The sequence below is a fragment of the Endozoicomonas sp. ALB115 genome, from assembly GCF_049310245.1.
Classification (GTDB): Bacteria; Pseudomonadota; Gammaproteobacteria; order Pseudomonadales; family Endozoicomonadaceae; genus Endozoicomonas.
On sequence record NZ_JBLYZG010000047.1, the window covers coordinates 21,296 to 44,429 of the forward strand.

At 50.0% G+C, this 23,134-nt stretch carries 15 protein-coding genes; 9 read left to right on the top strand and 6 right to left on the bottom strand.

All coding sequences use genetic code 11. The features are described from left to right. Positions 1-207: 207 nt before the first annotated feature. Positions 208-2,637, top strand: coding sequence for a hypothetical protein (locus ACO6VE_RS17955; protein ID WP_422462671.1), 2,430 nt, complete (start codon positions 208-210; stop codon positions 2,635-2,637). Between the two features lie 183 nt (positions 2,638-2,820). Further along, positions 2,821-3,333: a hypothetical protein gene (locus tag ACO6VE_RS17960; RefSeq protein WP_422450584.1), complete on the top strand. Its 513-nt coding sequence runs from the start codon at positions 2,821-2,823 to the stop codon at positions 3,331-3,333. Between the two features lie 53 nt (positions 3,334-3,386). On the opposite strand, the gene ACO6VE_RS17965 is transcribed toward ACO6VE_RS17960, so the two are convergent. The 3 genes from ACO6VE_RS17965 to mrcB are packed head-to-tail and all read right to left on the bottom strand — an operon-like array spanning position 3,387 to position 6,452. Beyond that, positions 3,387-3,698 (bottom strand): YqcC family protein, encoded by a 312-nt coding sequence (locus tag ACO6VE_RS17965; RefSeq protein ID WP_101748028.1) that lies wholly within the window; start codon positions 3,696-3,698, stop codon positions 3,387-3,389. A 1-nt stretch (position 3,699) separates the two neighbouring features. Then, a complete protein-coding gene (locus ACO6VE_RS17970; protein WP_422450582.1) occupies positions 3,700-4,122 on the bottom strand; it encodes a tetratricopeptide repeat protein in 423 nt (140 codons plus the stop codon). Further along, entirely contained in the window at positions 4,119-6,452 is a 2,334-nt protein-coding gene (gene mrcB, locus ACO6VE_RS17975) for a penicillin-binding protein 1B (protein ID WP_422462673.1), read from the bottom strand. The genes ACO6VE_RS17970 and mrcB overlap by 4 nt, the downstream gene beginning before the upstream one ends. A 453-nt stretch (positions 6,453-6,905) precedes the next feature. Between mrcB and ACO6VE_RS17980 the strand changes: the two genes are divergently transcribed. Next, positions 6,906-7,172, top strand: a complete 267-nt coding sequence (locus tag ACO6VE_RS17980) for a TfoX/Sxy family protein (protein ID WP_066014644.1) — start codon at positions 6,906-6,908, stop codon at positions 7,170-7,172. A 28-nt stretch (positions 7,173-7,200) separates the two neighbouring features. Here the strand turns inward: ACO6VE_RS17980 and ACO6VE_RS17985 are convergent, their stop codons facing one another. Together ACO6VE_RS17985 and gcvH are read right to left on the bottom strand one after the other, a co-directional pair. Beyond that, on the bottom strand, positions 7,201-7,947 hold the full coding sequence (locus ACO6VE_RS17985; RefSeq protein WP_422462675.1) for a HesA/MoeB/ThiF family protein: 747 nt from the start codon (positions 7,945-7,947) through the stop codon (positions 7,201-7,203). Positions 7,948-8,135: 188 nt separating this feature from the next. Next, entirely contained in the window at positions 8,136-8,528 is a 393-nt protein-coding gene (gene gcvH, locus ACO6VE_RS17990) for a glycine cleavage system protein GcvH (protein ID WP_101748033.1), read from the bottom strand. A gap of 354 nt (positions 8,529-8,882) precedes the next feature. Here gcvH and ACO6VE_RS17995 point away from each other — a divergent pair, with 354 nt between their 5' ends. After that, on the top strand, positions 8,883-9,416 hold the full coding sequence (locus ACO6VE_RS17995) for a hypothetical protein (RefSeq protein WP_422462677.1): 534 nt from the start codon (positions 8,883-8,885) through the stop codon (positions 9,414-9,416). 39 nt (positions 9,417-9,455) lie between these two features. Here ACO6VE_RS17995 and ACO6VE_RS18000 read toward each other — a convergent pair whose 3' ends face one another. Further along, a complete protein-coding gene (locus ACO6VE_RS18000) occupies positions 9,456-9,623 on the bottom strand; it encodes a hypothetical protein (RefSeq protein WP_422450578.1) in 168 nt (55 codons plus the stop codon). A gap of 396 nt (positions 9,624-10,019) precedes the next feature. Here ACO6VE_RS18000 and ACO6VE_RS18005 point away from each other — a divergent pair, with 396 nt between their 5' ends. The 5 genes from ACO6VE_RS18005 to ACO6VE_RS18025 form a co-directional block, all read left to right on the top strand. Beyond that, positions 10,020-11,414: a S8 family peptidase gene (locus tag ACO6VE_RS18005; protein ID WP_422462679.1), complete on the top strand. Its 1,395-nt coding sequence runs from the start codon at positions 10,020-10,022 to the stop codon at positions 11,412-11,414. A gap of 170 nt (positions 11,415-11,584) precedes the next feature. Continuing rightward, entirely contained in the window at positions 11,585-13,705 is a 2,121-nt protein-coding gene (locus tag ACO6VE_RS18010) for a TonB-dependent receptor plug domain-containing protein (RefSeq protein ID WP_422462681.1), read from the top strand. 21 nt (positions 13,706-13,726) lie between these two features. Further along, positions 13,727-14,260, top strand: a complete 534-nt coding sequence (locus ACO6VE_RS18015; protein ID WP_422462683.1) for a YfiR family protein — start codon at positions 13,727-13,729, stop codon at positions 14,258-14,260. Positions 14,261-14,265: 5 nt separating this feature from the next. Further along, positions 14,266-17,088, top strand: coding sequence for a response regulator (locus tag ACO6VE_RS18020; RefSeq protein ID WP_422462685.1), 2,823 nt, complete (start codon positions 14,266-14,268; stop codon positions 17,086-17,088). Positions 17,089-17,239: 151 nt separating this feature from the next. Then, positions 17,240-23,134: VCBS domain-containing protein (locus ACO6VE_RS18025; protein WP_422462687.1), on the top strand; the 5,895-nt coding region annotated here is incomplete at its 3' end.

Here is a 23,134-nt window from a genome sequence, read left to right on the forward strand (position 1 = left end):
ATTTTTGATGAACGTTCCTGCCCCGGGGAAAGAGAACTGCCGATACCTGTAGTGTAAAGGTGCATCACAACGATTTGTCCATGTACGTCACAGGCTGGCCAATCAAAACAGGCCAATATATCTGCTCACCCACTGCCAAATCCTGCCGATTTTAAACAGTTAATGTGTTGGCTCACGAACATTGGTCATGGAAAAGGCTACAGGGAAATGATGGCTCATCTTCAACGGTCAGGATTGATTCGCCGTAAAACCAGGTACCTCAAAGCAATCATGGCTGGCTGGAGAGCAGCAAGAGCAGGTTGGCAGGCAGCCCGGGAAAAGTACTCGCAGCATTATCCTGAGCATGGCAGATCGACCACCGCTCGCAAGGCATCAGGAGGGACATTTTCCCGGTATCTGAAACGTCGTGATGGCCAGTCACTTATCAGGCCTCTGAACTCAACGACGATGCCACATGAGCAATTCGAAAAGTATGAGAGGGAGCTACTGGCTGCCCTCAATGTAGAAGAGCAGCCTGAAACCCGAAATATTGCCATTTCCGGAGCCATTGGTGTCGGCAAAAGCGCGTTTATTCATGCATTCACCGAGCGTAATCCACAATTCAAGTACACCCGGATTTTTTTGCCACCGCTATCCGAAATCAATCCCCCCATTACTGGGGATAGCAATGAAAATGAGAAAGAATTATTAGAGCAACTTCTGTGCAGCATCACAGGCAAATTACCCGATGACATTAAGGCGCTGCAGCATAAACCCAAAGGCTGGAAAAAAGTCATTGGCGCGCTTCTGGCCTTATCGACCAGCTATTCCATTGCAACACTGGGCTATCTCAGCGGTAGTCTGGGCATTGATCAAAGTACAACGGTCAAAGCACTCCATCTGTATTTACCTGACCCGATGCTGGCCTTTGCCAAAAAGTATGCCCCATTATTAGCTGAACTCTCCTTGTTCCTGGTGGCAACACTGGTCGTACTGTATCTATTTACGGGGTTACTGAAAACAGGCCAGAGAAAGAGGCGAACCCGGCTGGAGAACCGTGCAGACCGATCAGATGTCAGTCATTATCTCCATCAAATCAATCATGCCTTTAACCACGGCAGGTATGATGTGGTCATTGTTGAGAACCTGACAAGCCCTTCCCAGCAGACAGCATTGGAAACACTGTATTGTGTCAATGGCTACCTGAATGGCTCAGGCCATATTAAACAACCCGTCTATTTTATCTATCTCCTGGCGGACGAAATACTGACGGCTAGCGAACGTACCCGGTTTTTTGACCTGGTGGTTCCCATTATTCCCGCTCCCAATGCTGAACATACCGGCCCGGAACTGTATAAGCGGCTGAAAACCATCAATAGCCGTGGGATGGATAAAGCATTAATTTACAATGTTGCAAGCGCCATTGGCGACATGAAACTGATGACCAATATCGTTAATGAGTTTCATATTTACCTGGATCAGTTATCCACGGATTTTAAAGCGCCGAATAACAACAAGCTGTTTGCCATGGTCGTTATTAAGAATCTTTATCCCAAAGAGCATGCAGAATTAACCGATGGTATGGGGCTCTTTTGGACGGTGTTCCATGACAATAAACTACCTGGTAAAACGGTGGCCGAAACGCTACGGCAAGGCTTTATGGCGGATTCAGTGTTAAGAGCGCTGACTGAAGAACGCTTTGGCCCTTTACTTTACTTACTTATGAATGGGTATTTTGCTGAAGATTACCGGGACTATCTGTTTTATTTCTATCCAGATACTCCTTTCAATGGATATCCCATAGCTTCATGGCAACCGGCCACGCCCCTCCCACAATCCCTTGAGCATCAGGCGAGTAATTTCAGCCAGAAAAGCACTAACCAGAACAGCGGAGAGTATCTCAACGGCTACCTGCCCAATGACTTTCAAGTGGCCACACAGTGGCAAGTAAGCGAAGCTCTGGAAGTCTGGCAACATCGGGAGCTTGAGGCGAAAGAATACAGTTTACCAGACAGCAACGAAATCCACGATGCAACGTTGAACCAGCTACTCTCTGCATTCACTGACTTTTACCTTGAGCAACTGAACCTCACACATTTATCCCCAAGCCGGATTGAGATCATTATTCAGCACCCCAAGTGTCGGTTCTCATTGAAAAGCCTTGAGTGGCTGGCAAAAAGTGACAACCAGTTTAAGACAGACACCACCTATTACTACCTGCTACGTTTCTGGAACGAATATAAAGCCAATGCCGTGAGTACCGCTCAATTAACGGTTAATACCATTGTAAAATTATTATCCGGCAGCGAAATCAATATTGATGATAAGTTATGGCTCTGCAACCTGTTAAACCATGAAAATGAAATTGATAGCCGTATATTGGCTGCAATGCTTGCACCCATCACCTCACAGCCTGCCGAAAGCTTTACCATGAAAATCAGATTTGGCCGACTTGAAATGCTTATGGCAACCGCCAGAACACTACCGGAAAAGATTCGTTTACTGTCACAGCAGGTAAAATACCTATCCAGACAAGAGGTGTTAACACTGCTTTCACAGTTGGATATTGATGGTACCGGTCAACTTATGAAAGAAAATAACCACTTCTCACTATCCGGTACACAGGAGAATATTGAATTAATAAACGCGTTTAAGTGAGATTATCCTGTAGAGGCAGTTTTGGATAAAAAGATAAAAAATCTCGGGCATATATAAGATAGGGTATAAATAACCTGAAATTTAGATGAATTACCTTATCTTCCTGAATTTACATCAACAAGGAGAAACTACCGGTGAAAATATTGGTCTAAATAATGCTTTAATGACCTTTTAGAGGTAGCTATGGATTCTTCTGTTACTGGTTCAGTCCCCATCTTATATACACAACAAAGTCAATCAGTTGGTATTTCTTCTGCCGCAAGCTCAGAGCCAGAAGTTTCAAGATCACGGGAAACATTACTACCACCTCCTGATGCATTTAATTCAGAGCAGGTGCCAGATGACAAAAAAGCAGCTGACCGCACGATTCATCCACAACCGGAAGGGGAAGCCAGACCTCAACTGGCCGGTGCTGATAGTATGTCCTCCGTATTAGATTCATTTTCTAATATTGCAACAACATTACCAGCGGCAATATCAGCTCATGACCCGAATATCAGTGATTCTCAGCCAGAGGACAAACCACAAGCCCTGCAAACCTCACAGGCAGAACCTTCAACGGAAGCGTCAGAAATGGTTCCACAAGAGCATCAACCAGTCAGAGGCCGTACAGCTGCTATAGCCGACTTTTTTCGCAGCTGTTGTGGTATTCGGGATCGACATGCCAGTCATCCGCCACCAAGATCCGGCACCTGAATAACCAGCACTTGCCTGCAGATTCCATAAGCCATTGACCTGCGACAGGCAGGTCAACTCATTAATCGATCAAACTGCTCAATAATCAGCAGCAGCTTTTCACTTTCCAGCCGTTCAAGGGGCAACGCCTCCTCTGCATAGGACTTGATATTTGAACCCTTTGGCAGAGTGCCGCCCCCATCCATGATAGCCCTGACGCGGGGAACAAATATCCACTGCAACCACTGGCTGAATGCCATGGTATCCATACAAAAAGGTGTGGTGCTGTTCATGGCTTCAACCGACGGAGGCATGGGAAGCCAGACATCCTGCCTGCGCAGCTCTGACTCCATAGCGTCCAGCAAAACAATAACTTCTTCAGACATATCAGCTATTCAACGCACTTAACAAATGAGTGATTTTTCGTTCCAGCATAAAGCCCGGTCCCAGACTTAATGCCCTCTCAGCCAGTTGCCGGGACTGGGCAACATGCCCCTGATCCTGACGCAGCAGGGCCAGCTGGTAATAAACGTCCGGAGCCGTTGGGCCAATGCGCATCGCCCGTCCAAGTGCACTCTCGGCCTCATCAAACCTGCCAGCTTCCCGGGCATTCCAGGCCTGGTGCAATAATGTGCCCAGTGCATCCTGACGCTGTTCATAGGGTGATGATGCCACTCCAGGCTGTTCTTTCTGTATCAATACTGGCGTAGAGCAACCCGTCAGAACTGCGGCCAACAACAGCGCAACGAAAAGCCAGGGTGGAAAAGATACCACTTTGCCACACCACTCACAGATGGTGTCATACTTCATTCAAACCACCCTTTGATTTTGTCAAACAGAGAATCCTTCACATCAGCCTTGCAACCGGCATAGGCCTTTGGCTCAGAACCCTTGATATAGGGCAATGGTTTAGCGCCCTGACAATAGCGATGACTGCGACCATTTGCCGATGGATTTACCCAGACGCTGGTCACATTGCTGGCTCCCAGGGATTTTACCGATTGCATCGGCACATTCGACATAAAGTTACCCCAGATTTTCAAAGCACCACTGCTGCCAGTGAGTTTTGTCGGGCTGTTGTCGTCGTGGCCAATCCAGGTCACTGCCACCAGATCACCGGAGTAACCGGCAAACCAGCTATCCCGGAGATCATTGGTGGTGCCTGTTTTACCGCCCAGGGCAATACCCGGCTCAACATACTGATATACGCCGCGTCCCGTACCGTCAGCCATTACCATACCCAAAGCGGTACGCAGCAGTTCCATTGGCCCCGGCTGAAAAGCCCGCTCGACAGAAATACTGTACCGGCTGAGTGGCTTGCCCTGGCTGTCTACCACCGCATCGATCGCCCGCAACGGCATACGAAAGCCACCACTGGCGATGGTTTGGTACATCTTGGCAACCTCAATCGGTGCCATGGATGGAGAGCCAAGCAAGACCGAAGGATAAGGTGGTAACTCCTGCCCGATACCCAGCCTCTTAAGCGTATCCAGGACCGATGACAAACCAACCGCCATCCCGGTATTGGCTGCCGCCTGATTATAGGATTTCGCCAGCGCCAGATAGAGTGGCACCTGACCATGGGATTCACGGCTGTAATTCTGAGGTTCCCAGTAACCGCCACGACCATCACTGATTTTCACTGGTGTATCATGGACAGGCGTCGTTAATGTGTACTGACCGGGCCGTTCAAGCGCGGTTAGATAGATTGCCGGCTTCAACAGGGAGCCAACCGGTCTGCGTGCCTCAAGGGCACGGTTAAATCCGGCATACCCGGGGTTTCGATCGCCCACAACGGCAAGAAGATCCCCGGTCTGGGCAGAGCTAACCACCATGGCACCCTGAAGCTGATTGTCCTTACCCAGAGTCGTTAACGTGCTGGTAACACTGTTCTGGGCCTCCCGCTGAATCACCGGGTCCAGGTTGGTGAAAATTCTCAGCCCCTCAGAGGTCAAGTCCTTCTCATCATAATCCTTGCGCAGCTGCTCTTTCACCATATCGATATAGGCAGGAAAATCGTTGGTACTGACCAGTTCCCGACTGACAACGCCCAATGGCAACTTTTTAGAGCGTTCAACTTCGGCAACAGGCACGATGGATCGCTCAGCCAGGACATCCAGCACAAGGTTTCGTCTCGCCAGAGCGCGTTCAGGGTATCGCCTTGGATCGTACCAGGAGGGCCCTTTGACCATAGCCACCAGCAAGGCCGTGCGGGCCAGATTCAATTCCTTGAGAGGCTGGGCAAAGTAAAACTGGCTGGCCAGGCCAAAACCATGAATGGCCCGACGCCCGTGCTGCCCCAGGTAAACCTCATTTAAATAGGTTTCAAGAATCTCCTCTTTGCCGTAATGCAGCTCAAGCAGCAGTGCCATAATGGCTTCTTTACCTTTACGAACCAGAGTGCGCTCATTGGTCAGAAAGAAGTTTTTCACCAACTGCTGGGTAATGGTACTCCCCCCCTGAACAACCCCTCCGGCTTTCAGGTTGGCCACCATGGCCCGGGCAATGGAGGTGGGTGAGATCCCGACATGGTCGTAATAGTCCCGGTCTTCAATGGCCAGCAGGGCAGGAATCAGATACCGGGGAGTCTGGGCGGTCCGAATCAGCAGGCGGTCCTCATAACTGGCCGGATAAATACCACCAATGGGCTGTGGATCAAGCCTTAACAGTGGCAGGTTTTGACCATCCCGGTCCGCGAGGCGAATCACCTCATTGCCTTGAAAGTCAACCTGCACATAGCGCGGTGGTTCAGCACCATCGGGAAAGTGAAACCCCCGGCTATAAATAACGAACTGACTGCCATTGCGGGCAAACGTACCTGGTCGTGCCACATCACGCACCGCCTGATAGCCCTGACGCCTGAGCTGGGACTGGAGATCACCGGGGGTTATCAGCTTGCCTTTATACAATTCAACAGGACGGGCAAATACCTTGGCCGGTATCGCCCACTTTTTCCCTTCAAACTGTTTAGTGACTACGGCATCCAGATAGACAGCGTAAGCACAAACCAGAACCACCAGCGTCAAGCCCAGCTTGAGCAGGATAGATTTCCACGGTACCGGATTGTCCTGCCTTTGCTTAGAGGATGACCGGGTCTTTTTGGCGGGCCTGCCTTTTTTAGTCGTCGATTTTTTTACCATGATGGCGATTATACGCTGGAGCCTGTTGTTGATCTTGTTCGGAAAACGAAAGTGATCGGGAAATGTCTATATTGTTTCCCTTCAGGAGGTATTTTGGTATCGAAAATGACGATTGATTAGCAAAGGCGGAACCCACGTCGCTTACCGTGAATAAAAAGTTGCTTTATCAGCCATCTGGTTGCCAGTACATGGTTTCAATTTGATGGGTTCCTTCTTCCAATGACTCCCAAGCTCCGTTCGTCCTGAGCGGAGATTGTACACATCACACTCATCGAAATGATGCACTGGAAAGTCCCAACAAGGCGTCAAAACACCATTGCGTCAGTAATAACTGATAACTCTATGGGAGGACTTCAAAAGTCTGGTCTATTCTTAAGGGAAAATGACTTCTGAGTTTTTAATAATCATGCTGTCTCTGGTACGGACGCTAGAGTTGAGTTAGGGATCCAGTACATGGCAACTGATCTGATCGAATTAAAAAACCTTGGCAAAACATCCGTACAATGGTTAAACGCTGTAGGCATCAGAACGCTCGAACAACTCCATGACGTAGGCTCTGTTGCAGCCTACTGCAAGGTTCGTGACCGTGGCTTTAAAGTTTCCAAGGTATTGCTTTACGCACTTGAAGGAGCCCTTATTGGTGCGCACTGGAATGACCTGGACCCGGATTACAAGGCCCGTCTGTTAGAGGCAGTAGAAGACAGTCCTCCACCACCCTGACACCTCCCTCGCAAAAGTTTGACGCTATTCACACCCGGCTGCAGACAGGACACTCCGGATCTGCCTGCAGCCCCACGGTCTGCCATTCCATGGTCATCGCGTCAAAAATCATCAAACGACCGTTCAATGTTTTGCCAAATCCGGCAATCAGTTTGATGGCTTCCAATGCCTGCATTGTGCCTATCATTCCGACCACTGGCCCAAGAATTCCCGATTCAGAACAGCTGAGATTTTCATTGCTCTGCTCATCGTATAGACACCGGTAACAGGGTGCACCTGGCTGACGACGATCATAAACTGTCAGCTGGCCGTTAAGCCTGATGGCGGCACCACTGACCAGGGGAACAGAGGCCCTGACACAGGCAGCATTGATGGCAAACCGACTGGTAAAGTTATCGGTACAATCCAGAACCACAGTCGCTTTTCTCACCTGCTCTGACAGGCCTTCACCTGCCAGACATCCATGGATGGTCTCAATCTGAATACTGTCATTGACTGCCAACAGCCGGGCCTGTGCAGCGGAGACTTTTGCAGCCCCCAGATCATCGGCACAATAAAGGGACTGCCGCTGAAGGTTGCTGGTATCCACCGTATCCGGGTCAACCAGCATAATGTGTCCCACGCCTGCTGCGGCCAGATACTGAGCTGCCGGACAGCCCAGCCCACCCAGGCCAAGAATTAAAACGCTTGATGACAGCAACCGTTCCTGCCCTTCGATATCAACCTGGGGAAGCATAATTTGTCGGCTATAGCGGAGTAACTGCTCATCATTCATGGGTGGTTGCTGTCCTTATAAAAAATAGCTTGAAAGATAGGCTGCCTGTAACCATCAGGAAATCCGGCACTTAAGTGAAGTATAAGGAGAGCATCAATCCGATAACACACCCACTGCTGTCTCTTGGCAGCAGGTGGTTGGTAACAGGTAATGACTTCAGATGCGGGGATCAGCTTGCCCGGAAGCAATCAGGACTCTGACTCAATAAACTCACCATAGGCTTCTGCATCCATCAGATCACCGAGTTCACCATCATCATCAAGTTTCATCTTGAAGAACCAGCCATCATTATAAGGATCACTGTTGACAGTTTCCGGAGCGTCTTCAAGAATGCCATTAACGTCAATCACTTCACCCGTCAATGGCACATAGATCTCTGAGGCAGCTTTTACAGACTCTACAGCGCCGGCCTCATCACCTGCAGCGAGCAAAGCACCCTGCTCAGGCAGTTCAACAAAAACCACGTCCCCCAGGGCTTCCTGGGCATGATCTGTAATACCAATAGTGACGGTACCATCTTCCTCCAACCTGACCCATTCATGGGAACGCAGATACCGTAACTCAGAAGGTATATTGCTCATCTATTTTTCCTCGGTTGACTCTCAGTAAAGCTAACGCTGTTTATTGGCTCATGACTGTCAAAGAGCTCAGGGCTGTCTAAGAGCTCAGGGCTGTCTAAGAGCTCATCGCTGACTGGCACGAGCATTCTAACTAGTTTAGTGGGAAGTTTACATAGCACCATCCCGGTTAACGACCTGAATAGAACATACCTCTGAATTTTTTGAGCTGACTACCCTGTATACAAAACTCAACAGCCTGTGCAACACTGAAAAGTTATAAGACATGGCTAAGAAGCCCGAAGTGTGCCGTGGGCCTGATGTTGCGCCAACATGGCACGGATTAATAGTAAATCAAGTGATAAGGTTCAGAGTCCAATGTCACTATCCAATGCCTGCCGATGTAATGAACAGTTGCTGTCTGATTTGATTCAGGTTATTGAAAGACTTCCTGCAAATACTTGTCAGAAAGCTGTCGCTCCTGACAGTGCTCAAACCATAGGCGCTCATGTACGTCATATCATTGAGTTTTATCAGTGTTTTTTATCCGGTCTGGATAGTAGATACATTAACTACGACAACAGGGACAGAGACCCGGAATGTGAGAGGAATGTCGCTTCTGCAGTAGGCGCTTTGCTGAGTATCAAGAAGCGGCTGGTAAAGTTGACAAAGAATGCATCGGGTGAGATCCATCTCACACTCAATGCCTGCATTGATACCAATGGAACTGTCGTTAAGACGGAAACATCGGTCATTCGTGAGCTGTTATTTTTGCAATGTCACACCACGCACCATTTGGCCATCATCAACTTGCTGCTGCAACTGTCAGGCCACCCCCCCCAAAAAAATTTCGGCGTTGCCACCTCAACACTGATTTATCAAAAACAGCAGGAAACATCCTCTGAAAACTAAACTGCCGTTCTACGATACTTCAGACAACCGCAGCAACACTCAGTTCATTTCTGGCCAATTCTTATCCGCAGCTGTAATAAAGCCAAGAATATCCACCAGCCATTTTTCCTGCACACTGTTGTCGTAATTCAAATACAGTTTGTCAGCAAAGGCGTTGAGGCTCAATGCCATCAGCAGGACCGTAGCTATCCTTAATAATGTATTCATGAAGCATCATCCTCTTCAGTTGTTGATTTTATTTTGTTCAGGGGCTGACCAGGTTTCCCCTATTTCCATGCCTTAATAAATTCTACAGTAAATGACCCAAAAAAAGTGCCAGAAAAGCCAGCTAAGATGGGATAAAACCATCAATACTGACCAGTGCTGCCGAAATAATGGCAGCGTTTTCCAGAAGACAAATCGACAGTAACATCAAACCTGCCAATACCATTAGGTGCTTTGTGACGTCCAATATCTGATCAGCCGTCAACTATCCAAAATACTTTGAAGCCTCTATTTCCATCCACCATACTTTTTCCTTAGGTGGATTCCAAATTCCTATAAGTAACCAAATAGAATTGAATATTGCATTTGGTGAACTATTTACCCCTGAGGCAAGCATCAATGAACTCACTGCTGACAAGGATTGTTTTAGCAGCAACACTGTTGACACCAACATTTATTTCACAGGCTGAAGTAGATAATTACCGACTTTTATTACAACGCACAGATAGAGTCATTGTTCACTTTAAAGAAAAGCCTACCGAAGCCAGAGCATTGGCTTTTATTAAACAGGGTGTAACCCATGGCGGTTATGGGGTTGCGGCCGGAAAAAGGCAGGAAGTGCTGTCAATAGGAGCCACCGTTAATCTTGACGATGCAAAGACGCTGGCAGCCGGATTAGAAGACGATCCCCAGGTAAAGTTTGCTGAGCCAGACCTGGTAATGCAGGCCATGAGAGTCCCCAACGACCCCCTTTATAATCAGCAATGGCACTACTTTGAAACCGGAGCGGGTATTAATCTCCCTGCTGCCTGGGAAATATCCATTGGCAGTACTGACAATGTGATCGGTGTTATTGATACCGGGATTACTGATCACCAGGAGATTAATGGCAGACTGGTAGCAGGTTATGATTTTGTTTCTGATCCCTGGATGGCGAATGATGGTGATGGCTGGGATAGTAACCCCCGGGATCCGGGAGACGCTCTGCAGCCAGGAGCCTGCGGCTCCTCATTCGGTGACCCGGTTCCGGCTAATGCCCGAAAGAGCAGCTGGCACGGTACTCATGTTACGGGCACGATTGCGGCGAAAACCAATGACAGCGTCGGTGTTTCAGGGGTTACCTGGCTCTCCGGGGTGCAAACGCTCAGGGCGCTTGGGCGATGTGGTGGTTATACCTCCGATATCGTATCAGCCATGCGTTGGGGAGCAGGCCTGAAAGTCTATGGACTCCCGATAAACCCCAATCCGGTCAACGTACTGAATCTAAGCCTTGGTGGTGAAGCGCTCTGGTGTCCGCAAACCTATCAGGACGCCATTGATGAAGTGGTTGCTGCGGGTGTCACGGTGGTGGTTGCAGCAGGCAATGAGCAACAAAATGTGGCGATGAGCACGCCGGCAAACTGCAAAAATGTCATTGTTGTTGGTGCTATCAATCGCACAGGAAACCTCAGCTGGTACTCAAATTATGGTACCGATATCGACATTATGGCTCCCGGTGGTGAGACTCTTTTCCAGGGCAATGGCATCCTGTCATTGTACAATTCCGGGCTGAACGGTCCGACAAACGGCTCCTACGCTGAGCTGCAGGGCACCAGCATGGCAGCACCACATATCGCAGGTTTAATTGACCTTAGTTACGCTGTCAATCCAACGCTGTCACCTTCTGAGCGCGAGCGCCTGTTGAAAGAAGCAGCCAGACCCTTTGCCTCAGATAGCGATTGCTCAACCTTCAGGTGCGGTGCCGGGATTGCCGATGCCGCAGCCTTCCTGAGAGCCATCCAGAAGGCTAAGTGAGAAATAGTCAGACGAGCCCTGAAATCAGGGCTAAATTTTTAATAAGAGCTAATAAGATAAACAGGTATTGCAACGCTTCAAAGATCAAGCAATGGAGCAGTCATACCCGGGATGAACAGAGAATGATTCAGCAGCACTTCTCTCTTCAATAAATCCAATGGAGTGGAACCTTGAAACCATCAAATCATGCGCTGCTGCTGGCTGGAATTTTTTCTTCTCTCATCGCTCCCATGAGTCTTCAGGCTGATTCCGATCCGGAAATAACCGATGATGGGCTGTTGGATCTCAGCCTGGAAGAGCTGATCGCACTGGATGTCCCCGACGTCACATCGGTATCCAAAAGAAAACAGCGCCTGATGGACTCCCCTGCCGCTGTGTTTGTTATCACCAATGAGGATATTCAGCGTTCAGGTGTAACATCCATTCCAGAGGCACTGAGAATGGTCCCTGGCATGCAGGTAGCCCGGTTGAATAGCAATACCTGGTCCATCAGTACCCGGGGTTTTAATTACATTTTTGCCAATAAATTGCTGGTACTGATCGATGGTCGCACCGTTTACTCGCCTCTGTTCTCCGGTGTTAACTGGGATGTCCAGGATACCATGCTGGAAGATATTGCCCGTATTGAGGTGATTCGCGGCCCGGGGGCGGCGCTGTGGGGTGCCAATGCTGTAAATGGTGTGATCAATATTATTACCAAACATGCGGCAGATACCCAGGGTGGTCTGCTGTCTACCGGGTTTGGTTCGGAAGAGAAAGCCTTTGGGGCCTATCGCTACGGTGGGGAATTAGGGGATTCTGGCTACTACCGGGCGTTTTTCAAAACCTTCAACCGCGATGGATTAGCGAACAAAGACGGTACCGATGCCAATGACGACTGGACATTAAAACGAACAGGATTTAAAGCGAATTGGCGAACATCAAACGGGGCTGAAGCGTCACTTCAGAGTGAACTTTATGACGGCACAACCCGCCCCGACTTAAAAATCTTCAATGAAACCACACTGAGCCCGGATCGCATTAACAATCAAAGCAGAGATCAAAAGGGTGGGCATCTGATCGGCAGCTATAAACAGTACCAGGCTGACGGCAGCCACTTTGCCCTCAAAGGCTACTATGACCGCTATGAAAATTATGATTACCGGTTCACGGAAAAGCGAGATACTGCCGACCTTGAGTTTCAGCACCAGATACTGCCCGGCAACGATCATGACATCATCTGGGGCCTGGGTTATCGACTGACCCAATATAACCTCAACAGCGCCACGAACAACATCACCATGGCACCTGCCAGGCGAACGGACCGGCTATACAGCGCATTTGTTCAGGATCACATTACTCTTTCACCGCAATGGGCTCTGACGCTTAGCTCCCGCTTTGAGCATAACGACTTTACCGGTTATGAGATTCAGCCCAATGCCAGTCTGACCTGGAAGATATCGGACCAGCAAACCCTGTGGATGAAAGCGGCCAGTGCGTTAAAGACACCATCAATCAGTGAAACATCGGTAACCTCCCGTGGCATTGCATTCCTGCGAGAAGAGGACGCTCCTGTACCGGGAACCGCTACTCCAGACTTATTAGCTATCAGTGGCAATGATCAACTGGATTCGGAAAAATTGTTTGCTTTGGAGGTGGGCTATAGAGAGCAGTTTAATAACCGGCTACTGTTTGATATCACTGCCTTTTTCAATCAGTACAGAGATCTTTTGGCCTACGTTGATCAACCCGGTTGCCTGGATAGAACCACTTTTGACAGTTCAGTCATGCTTTGCTCCTATGGCGACAATGGAAGCAAACCCGCCGTAGAATATTCAACCACATTTGCCAACGGGCTAACGGCTAACACTTATGGTCTGGAGGTAACAACAGACTGGCAGGCAACCCCCTGGTGGAAACTGCAATTTAACTACAGTTTTCTGGGTGTTGATGCATTCAGCAAGGATTCCGGTTCAGCTATAACCAACAGCTACCTTAGGGGAAATGAACACTTACTGGAAACCCTCAGTGCCAACAATACCGCCAATATCCGTTCTTACATGAACTTACCCCACCAGTGGTATCTGGATTTCTGGGTACGCTATATGGATAACCTCAGAGATGCAGAAGTTAGTGCCAACACGGCCCTGGACTTCAGGGTAGCCAAAAAATTCGGCAAAGACCTTGAACTGTCCCTGACCGGCAAGAACCTGTTCGACAAACAACGGCTGGAATTCGATGAAATATTCAGCGGGCTCGGCGAAACTGAGGTACAGGAATCCTGGTACCTGCAGTTACGCTGGCAACATTAATCGGATGGGGGAGATCACTTCATGCCGATCATAATCAACAAAACCTGCGCAATCATTGCAATAGCTCTGCTCTGCTGCTTAAACGTAACTCAATCAGCAGCCAGTGAAGTTACCAAAGCTGATAAGGTTAAGGCCGCCATTGTCTATAAACTGTCCAAGTTTGTTGCCTGGCCCGGAAAAAAGCAGACCCTGGCACTGTGCATTATTGGTAGCGGAGCCATTAACAGTGAACTGCAAAAAATCAATCATAAATTCAGCAGGGGGCGGCGTATATCAGTCACTCATAAAATACACAGCGCCCCATTGGAAAAGCTGTGCGACATTGTCTACATCCATAACTCAACGCCACATGTCGTATCCGAAATCTTACAGAAATTAAAAAATGAATCGGTACTGACCATCAGTGATAGCGAGAACTTCGCTTATCAAGGTGGCGTGATAGGACTGATCCGTACCGGCAGCCGGATCCAGTTTGCCATCAGTCAGAGTGCGACCAGAAACGCGAGCCTGACAATTAATGCCCAATTAATGAGGTTAGCCAAGGTTGTTAAATAGTCATTATGATCACATTTAAGAACCTGCCCATTAAAAAGAAGTTACGATACGCCATGCTGATAACGGCGTATTCCGTTCTGCTGGTGACCCTGAGTGTGCAAACCGTGAGTGAATATATGCACTCACGGTCTTTGCTGGTCAGTAAACTGGAAACCCTGGTTGAAGTGATTGGTGCCAATGCCCAGGCAGCTTTAATGTTTGAGGATACCATAGCAGCTGAACAACTATTGAACGGTTTCTCCAGCACCAATGAAATAGAAGCAGCCTACTTATTAAATCCGTCCGGTGAGCGCGTCGCCGACTATCATCGGGAAAAGAAGCAACCCTGGGCCTTTACCCTGCAGGAACTCAACCAGCCCGTTACCTTATTCAGCAAAGCCAAGCTGCATTTATATCGTCCTATCAATTTGGATGGTCAGTTTATTGGTGCCATTTATATCCAGTCAAACCTGAGTGAGCTCTACCTGCACCTCACTCATATCTTGTTTTTGGTCATGATTGCGGCATTAATTTCTATCGTACTGGCGGCAATGCTGAGTGCCAGGCTGCAAAAACTGCTGGCACGGCCCATTACAGAACTGGCTGATACCATCAGCGAAATCACCAAATACCAGCAGTATGATCGCCAGGTGCAAAAATACGACAACGATGAGATTGGGCAACTGTATGACTGCTTCAATAACATGCTCATGCAGATCAAAGAACGAGATGACCGACTGCAACAACATCGTGAAAACCTGGAAGCCACCGTTACCAGTAGAACCAATGAACTGAAAATGGCCAATCGGGGGCTGAAAGAAAATCTGACGGAGCTTAATGAAGCCAAAGAAGCCGCATTGGATGCGGTCAAAGCCAAAAGTTCTTTCCTGGCCAATATGAGCCATGAAATCCGTACGCCGATGAATGGTGTTCTTGGCATGCTGGACCTGATGAAAGACACCCCACTCACAAAAACACAAAATGATTTTTTGAATACCGCTTATTCCTCTGCTGATTCGCTACTTTCCATCATTAACGACATTCTCGACTTTTCAAAAATTGAAGCTGGCAAGATGACCATTGAGGCAGTGGATATTTCAGTCCGGGATGTTGTTGAAGATGTCTGCACATTACTGGCAGGCACCGCCCGAGAGAAGGGCCTGGAGCTTAGCTGCTATACCGATGTTGACCTGCCAGCCACACTGAAAGGAGACTCGGTAAGACTTAGGCAGGTGCTAACCAACCTGATTGGCAATGCCATAAAGTTCACCATCAAGGGAGAGGTCAGCGTTAAAGTAAACCTGATCAAACGGTCACAGGCGTCGGCACAAATTGAATTTTCTGTGGAGGATACCGGCATTGGTATTGCTGAACATATCCTGCCAACCCTGTTCAATGAGTTTACCCAGGCCGACGGCAGTACTACCCGGAAGTTTGGAGGCACCGGTCTGGGTTTGACGATCTCCCGACAGTTGGTTGAGCTAATGGGAGGCAACATCCGTGTTATCAGTGCTGAAGGTCTCGGCTCCACATTCACCTTCACTCTGGAGATGGCCATATCCCAAAACCAATGCAGGCAAAAGTCTCAGACACTTCATGCACTGGACGGTATAAAAGCCTTGGTCGTTGATGATAATCACACCAACCGGGAGATTCTTCGCCACTATCTAACAGCCTGGGGCCTGGATCACAACGAGGCATCAACCGCAAAAGACGCTCTGCAGCTATTGAGAAAAGCTCATAACAATAACCAGCCCTATGAGCTTGTCTTTCTGGATATGAATATGCCCGACATGGATGGGCTGGAATTGTCTAAAGTGATCGAAGACGATCCCGACTTACAGTCCATTCGCAGAATCATGCTTAGCTCGACCGGTTTTATCCCTCAAGAACAACAGCAAGCGGCCGGGCTGTCCGCTTGCCTGAGCAAACCATTCCGACAGTCCAGATTGCTGGATACCGCCATGCAGGTGATGCATTACGCCAGCCAACAACCGGATGGTCTGACAGACCAACATGAACCAGAAACGGCAGTATTCTCCGAAAGCATCCAGATACTTCTGGTAGAAGACAATATGGTCAACCAGAAAGTCGCTACCAGCATGCTGAAAAAAATTGGCTTGAGTCATATTCATATAGCAGAAGATGGTCGTGAAGCGGTCAACATGAGCCGACACCAAACCTACGACCTGGTGCTGATGGACTGCCAAATGCCGGAGATGAGCGGATATGAAGCCACAGGTCTGATCAGACAAAGAGAGCGTGAGCAACAGTTACCCAGAATACCGATCATCGCGATGACCGCCAATGCAATGGCTGAAGACCGGGAAAAGTGCCTGGCTGCCGGCATGGATGACTATCTGAGCAAACCGGTCAAAATTGACCACCTCAGGGAGAGGCTGGCGCACTGGCTGATTCACGACACACCGCCACAAACAGGAACACCGAAAGCTGCAGAAAAAAACCGGACGATTGCCAGCAAACCGGATCTATCAAAACAGCATCCATTGATTGATCAGTCCGTCTTCAATGCACTTCAGGAGTTGATGGAAGAAGAGTTCCCGGTACTGATTAACAGCTATCTGGAAGACGCCCCTAAATTAATGGCCGACATCAAATTCTCTTCCAAAGATGCAGACCGGGAGGTGCTGGTAAGAGCAGCCCATACCCTGAAATCAAGCAGTAACAATCTTGGTGCCACACAGCTGGCAATGATTGCCGCCGACATCGAGAAGGAAGGGAAAGCCAGCCAGCTGGCAGAGGCATCAGCGTTAATCGCTTCACTGGAATCAACGCTTGATGAAACCCTTCAATCTCTAATAATAAAAACAAAACAATCAAAAAATTGACTGATCAAAATGACCGATGATTCATCTGAATACGAATCTGTCTTTTTAAATATGTTGACTGATTATACCCCACATCAAACAACTACAATTACTGAATAAGTTCATGAACCGCATGTAAGCCGGACAACACCTTAGCGGAAGAGGTAAACTAATGAATTCTGACAAAAATATCCCCGTCATAGGATATGTAACCGATGCCACTTCGGCCATTGAAGTCACTGATTCAAATGGAAACGTTGTCACCAAAAAGGTTGGTGACCCCATTTTTCTTGATGAAGTCATTAATAATGAGTCCGGTTCAGAAGTTGTCGTCAAATTATTAAATGGTCAATCTCTAACGGTTCCGGTGGCGCAACAAGTAGTGATGGGGGCAGAGATCGTTAATAGTCTTGATCCAACGGCTGCCGGCGAAGAAGGCGATCAAGATAAAGAAAGCGAAGAAAGTGATCAAAGCGATGAAGCTGATGAAAGTGATCAAGTTAAAGAAAGCGAACAGGTTAATGACTCACCAACAGAGCAATCAGATAATTCAGATTCAACACAAAGCACTTCAGATCAATCAGATACAGGCATTACCCAATCACGGTTACCTACTACGGTCGTCATTGAGCAGGAAAACAGTCAAAATACAGACCGCCAATCAACGGAAGATCAATCAAAAGGTAACGAACTCAGTCAACTGGAGTTCAACTCAATTAGTCAGCTGAGCGACAATCAACCTTCTGCCCCTGAAAGCATTGCTCCAGTCATCGAAAGTCAAAACTTTAACGTTAATGAAAACGTCCCTGAAGACGGCTCTGCGGTCGTAGGTCAGGTTATTGCCAGCCAATCTGACAATATGACGTTTGCCATTATCGGAGGTAATGAAGACAACGCCTTTGCCATCAGGCCCACAACCGGTGAACTGCTCGTTACCGGCCCCCTGAATCATGAAATAAGAGATAGCTACAACTTAACCGTCGAAGTAACTAGCCAGAATGGTATCAGCAGAAATGCCTCCGTCAGTGTTTCAATTAATGATCTCAATGAAGTGCCTGAAGCTTATGACGATGTTGATGACAGCCATGAAAATCATGTACTGATCATCGATGTACTGGCAAATGATGTTGATGAGGATCTGGCTGATGGACCAGACAACTTCAACCTCCTCAGCGCTGAGATTGTCGATAACCTGGGCAATGTCATGGCTGGTCAGGGCTCTGTCAGCATTGTCGATAACCGGCTGCAGTTTACCCCAGGGGCAGATTTTGATTATCTGGCAACCGGTGAGTCAGCTGTCATCACCATTCACTACATCATGAGTGACGATGGTGGTATGACCTCAAATGCCATCACCACCATTACCGTCACCGGAGCCAACGACGGGCCAGTAGCCACCGCCGATATTGACACAACCGGGGAAAACAACAGCGTTTTCGTCGATGTCATTGCCAACGACAGTGACCTGGATGGCAACAATATGCTTAGTGTCAGTGCTGCCAGCATTGCCACCATGACCAACAACAGCAACAGCCAGGCCATTGTGCCCGGCACCGCCAGTGTCAGCTTCAGTGGCAACAACGTAATCTTTTCCCCTGGCAACGACTTTGATTATCTGGCCACCGGTGAAACCGCCACCGTCGTGGTGAACTATACCGTTACTGATGATGATGGTACGCCACTGACGGACAGCAGCACCCTGACCATCACGGTTACCGGCACCAACGATGCACCGGTAGCCACCGCAGATATCGGTGATACCGGGGAAAACAGCAGCGTTACTGTGGATGTGATCGCCAATGACAGTGACCTGGACACCAGCAATGGGCTCAGTGTCAATGCCGCCGGTATTGCCAGCATGACCAATGATGGCGACAGCCAGACCATTCTCCACAATACCGCCAGTGTCAGCTTCAGTGGCAATAATGTTACCTTCAATCCCGGCACCGACTTTGATTACCTGGCCAGTAGCGAAACGGCCACGGTGAAGGTGAACTACACCGTCACCGATGATGATGGAACACCACTGACGGATAACAGCACCCTGACCATCACAGTAACCGGCACTAATGATGCCCCGGTAGCCACCGCCGATACTGACGCAACTCAGGAAAACAACAGTATCAGCGTGGATGTTATTGCCAATGACTCTGACCCGGATGCCAACAACGGGTTCAGTCTCAGCGCAGCCAGCATTGCCACCGTAACCAACAACAGCGACAGTCAGGCTATTGCGCTGAGCACCGCCAGTCTCAGCGTCAGTGGCAATAACATCACCTTCAATCCCGGCAGTGACTTTGATTATCTGGCCACCGGCGAAACCGCTACCGTTCTGGTGAACTACACCGTTACCGATGATAACGGCACACCACTGACTGATAGCAGCACCCTGACCATCACCGTTACCGGCACCAACGATGCACCGGTGGCCACCGCAGATACCGATAACACCTGGGAAAAAAACGCCATCACCGTCGATGTAATCGCCAATGATAGTGACCCGGACACCAGCAATACGCTCAGTGTCAGTGCCGCCAGCATTGCCACCATGACCAATGATGGTGATCAACAGCCCGTCACTCTCAGCACGGCCAGTGTCAGTTTCAGCGGTAACAATGTTATCTTCGATCCCGGTACCGATTTCGAATATCTGGCCAATGGCGAAACGGCCACGGTAATACTCAACTACACAGTCACCGATGATGATGGCACGCCACTGACTGATAGCAGCACCCTGACCATCACCGTCACCGGCACCAACAGCATTGCTCCCACCATCACGGCGGTGACAGATGTGACCGGAGCCATAACCGAAATTGCCGATGATGCCAATGGTGAGAGCATCAATACACTGTCTGACAACGGCAGCTTCACCATTGCTGATGTGGATCTGACTGATGTCCAAACCGTCAGCGTCACTTCGGACACCACCGGATATCTCGGATCTTTCACCCCCACTGTCAGCAATAACACCACCGGCGATGGCACCGGCCAGGTAGACTGGACCTTCAGCGTGCCCGATGCGGATATTGATTACCTGGCAGCAGGCCAGGTGCTGACCCAGTCTTACACCGTCACCGTGGACGATGGCCGGGGTGGCACCGTGGATCAGCAGGTGACCGTCACGATCACCGGCACCAACGATGCACCCGTGGCTGTCGTCGATACCGGCACCACTCAGGAAGACAACAGTGTTACCGTCGATGTCCTTGCCAACGACAGTAATACCGATAGCAGTGATGTGCTCAGTGTGAGCGCTGCCAGCATTGCCACCATGACCAACAACAGCAACAGCCAGGCCATTGTGCCCGGCACCGCCAGTGTCAGCTTCAGTGGCAACAACGTAATCTTTTCCCCTGGCAACGACTTTGATTATCTGGCCACCGGTGAAACCGCCACTGTCGTGGTGAACTACACCGTTACCGATGATGATGGCACGCCACTGACGGACAGCAGCACCCTCACCATCACGGTCACCGGCACCAACGATGCACCGGTAGCCATCGCAGATATCAGTAATACCGGGGAAAACAGCAGCGTTACTGTGGATGTGATCGCCAATGACAGTGACCTGGACACCAGCAATGGGCTCAGTGTCAATGCCGTCGGTATTGCCAGCATGACCAATGATGGCGACAACCAGACCATTCTCCACAATACCGCCAGTGTCACCTTCAGCGGCAATAATGTTACCTTCAATCCCGGCACCGACTTTGATTACCTGGCCAGTGGCGAAACCGCCACGGTGAAGGTGAACTACACCATCACCGATGATGATGGAACACCACTGACGGATAACAGCATCCTGACCATCACGGTAACCGGCACTAATGATGCCCCGGTAGCCACCGCCGATACTGACGCGACTCAGGAAAACAACAGTATCAGCGTGGATGTTATTGCCAATGACTCTGACCCGGATGCCAGCAACGGGCTCAGTCTCAGCACAGCCAGCATTGCCACCATGACCAACAACAGTGACAGTCAGGCTATTCCAATGAGCACCGCCAGTCTCAGCGTCAGTGGCAATAACATCACCTTCAATCCCGGTACTGACTTTGATTATCTGGCCACCGGCGAAACCGCTACCGTTCTGGTGAACTACACCGTTACCGATGATAACGGCACACCACAGACTGATAGCAGCACCCTGACCATCACCGTTACCGGCACCAACGATGCACCGGTGGCCACCGCAGATACCGATAACACCTGGGAAAACAGCGACGTCACCGTCGATGTAATCGCCAATGATAGTGACCCGGACACCAGCAATACGCTCAGTGTCAGTGCCGCCAGCATTGCCACCATGACCAATGATGGTGATCAACAGCCCGTCACTCTCAACACGGCCAGTGTCAGCTTCAACGGCAACGATGTTACCTTCAATCCCGGTACCGATTTCGACTATCTGAACAAGGACGAAACGGCTACGGTGGTGCTCAACTACACAATCACCGATGATGATGGTACGCCACTGACTGATAACAGCACACTGACCATCACCGTCACCGGCACAGACAACAAGCTTCCCACCGTTACGGCTGCGACAGATGTCACCGGAGCCATCACCGAAATTGCCGATGGTGCCAATGGTGAGAGCATCAATACACTGTCTGACAACGGCAGCTTCACCATTGCTGATGCGGATCTGACCGATGTTCAGACCGTCAGCGTCACTTCGGACACCACCGGATATCTCGGATCCTTTACCCCCACGGTCAGCAATAACACTACCGGCGATGGCACCGGCCAGGTGGACTGGACCTTCAGCGTGCCCGATGCGGATATTGATTACCTGGCAGCAGGCCAGGTGCTGACCCAGTCTTACACCGTCACCGTGGACGATGGCCGGGGTGGCACCGTGGATCAGCAGGTGACCATCACGATCACCGGCACCAACGATGCGCCCGTGGCCGTCGTCGATACCGGCACCACTCAGGAAAACAACAGTGTTACCGTCGATGTCCTTGCCAACGACAGTAATACCGATAGCAGTGATGTGCTCAGTGTGAGCGCTGCCAGCATTGCTGCCATGACCAACGACAGTGACAGCCAGGCTATTGTGCCTGGCACCGCCAGCGTCAGCTTCAGTGGCAATGACATCACCTTCAATCCCGGTACAGACTTTGATTATCTGGCCACCGGTGAAACCGCCACCGTCGTGGTGAACTACACCGTTTCAGATGATGATGGCACGCCACTGACGGATAGCAGCACCCTGACCATCACTGTCACCGGCAACAACGACGGACCAGTGCTGAACGCAGCGCTGGCAGACCAGAGTGCCGATCAGGACGACGCCTTCAGCTACCAGCTGCCAGCAGACAGCTTCACTGACCTGGATGGTGACACCCTGAGCTACAGCGCCACCCTGGCCGATGGCAGTGCCCTGCCCGCCTGGCTCAGCTTTGATGCCGCCAGCACCACCTTCTCCGGCACGCCTGCCAGTCGCGATGTGGGCTCATTGTCGGTAACGGTCACCGCCAGCGATGGCGTGGCCAGCACCTCGGATAACTTTACCCTGGATATCACCGGCGATGCCCCGGCCGTGATTGCCGGCGATGACAGCGCCACGGTGACCGAAGACAGTAGCGATGTTCTGAGTACCAGCGGCACCCTGACCATCAGTGACAGCGATGCTGGGGAAGCCCAGTTTATCGCCACCACCATCACCGGCAGCTACGGTGACCTGACCCTTAACGCCAATGGTCAGTGGAACTACAGCGCTGATAACAGCCAGTCGGCTATTCAGCAACTCAGGGAGGGTGAAACCCTCACCGAAACCCTGACCGTCACGTCAGCGGATGGCACCACCCACACCCTGACCATCACCCTCAACGGCAGCAACGACGGACCAGTACTGGATGTTGCCCTGGCCGACCAGAGCGCCGATCAGGACAACCCCTTCAGCTACCAGCTGCCAGCAAACAGCTTCAGCGACCTGGAGGGTGACGCCTTGAGCTACAGCGCCACTCTGGCCGATGGCAGTGCCCTGCCCGCCTGGCTGAGCTTCGATGCCGCCAGCAGCACCTTCTCGGGCACGCCCGGCATTGGCGATGTAGGC

Bases quoted from the DNA above. Each gene is read 5' to 3' on its own strand.
- ACO6VE_RS17955 (WP_422462671.1), top strand. From the start codon at position 208: ATGATGGCTCATCTTCAACGGTCAGGATTGATTCGCCGTAAAACCAGG.
- ACO6VE_RS17960 (WP_422450584.1), top strand. From the start codon at position 2,821: ATGGATTCTTCTGTTACTGGTTCAGTCCCCATCTTATATACACAACAA.
- ACO6VE_RS17965 (WP_101748028.1), bottom strand. From the start codon at position 3,698: ATGTCTGAAGAAGTTATTGTTTTGCTGGACGCTATGGAGTCAGAGCTG.
- ACO6VE_RS17970 (WP_422450582.1), bottom strand. From the start codon at position 4,122: ATGAAGTATGACACCATCTGTGAGTGGTGTGGCAAAGTGGTATCTTTT.
- mrcB (WP_422462673.1), bottom strand. From the start codon at position 6,452: ATGGTAAAAAAATCGACGACTAAAAAAGGCAGGCCCGCCAAAAAGACC.
- ACO6VE_RS17980 (WP_066014644.1), top strand. From the start codon at position 6,906: ATGGCAACTGATCTGATCGAATTAAAAAACCTTGGCAAAACATCCGTA.
- ACO6VE_RS17985 (WP_422462675.1), bottom strand. From the start codon at position 7,947: ATGAATGATGAGCAGTTACTCCGCTATAGCCGACAAATTATGCTTCCC.
- gcvH (WP_101748033.1), bottom strand. From the start codon at position 8,528: ATGAGCAATATACCTTCTGAGTTACGGTATCTGCGTTCCCATGAATGG.
- ACO6VE_RS17995 (WP_422462677.1), top strand. From the start codon at position 8,883: ATGTCACTATCCAATGCCTGCCGATGTAATGAACAGTTGCTGTCTGAT.
- ACO6VE_RS18000 (WP_422450578.1), bottom strand. From the start codon at position 9,623: ATGAATACATTATTAAGGATAGCTACGGTCCTGCTGATGGCATTGAGC.
- ACO6VE_RS18005 (WP_422462679.1), top strand. From the start codon at position 10,020: ATGAACTCACTGCTGACAAGGATTGTTTTAGCAGCAACACTGTTGACA.
- ACO6VE_RS18015 (WP_422462683.1), top strand. From the start codon at position 13,727: ATGCCGATCATAATCAACAAAACCTGCGCAATCATTGCAATAGCTCTG.
- ACO6VE_RS18020 (WP_422462685.1), top strand. From the start codon at position 14,266: ATGATCACATTTAAGAACCTGCCCATTAAAAAGAAGTTACGATACGCC.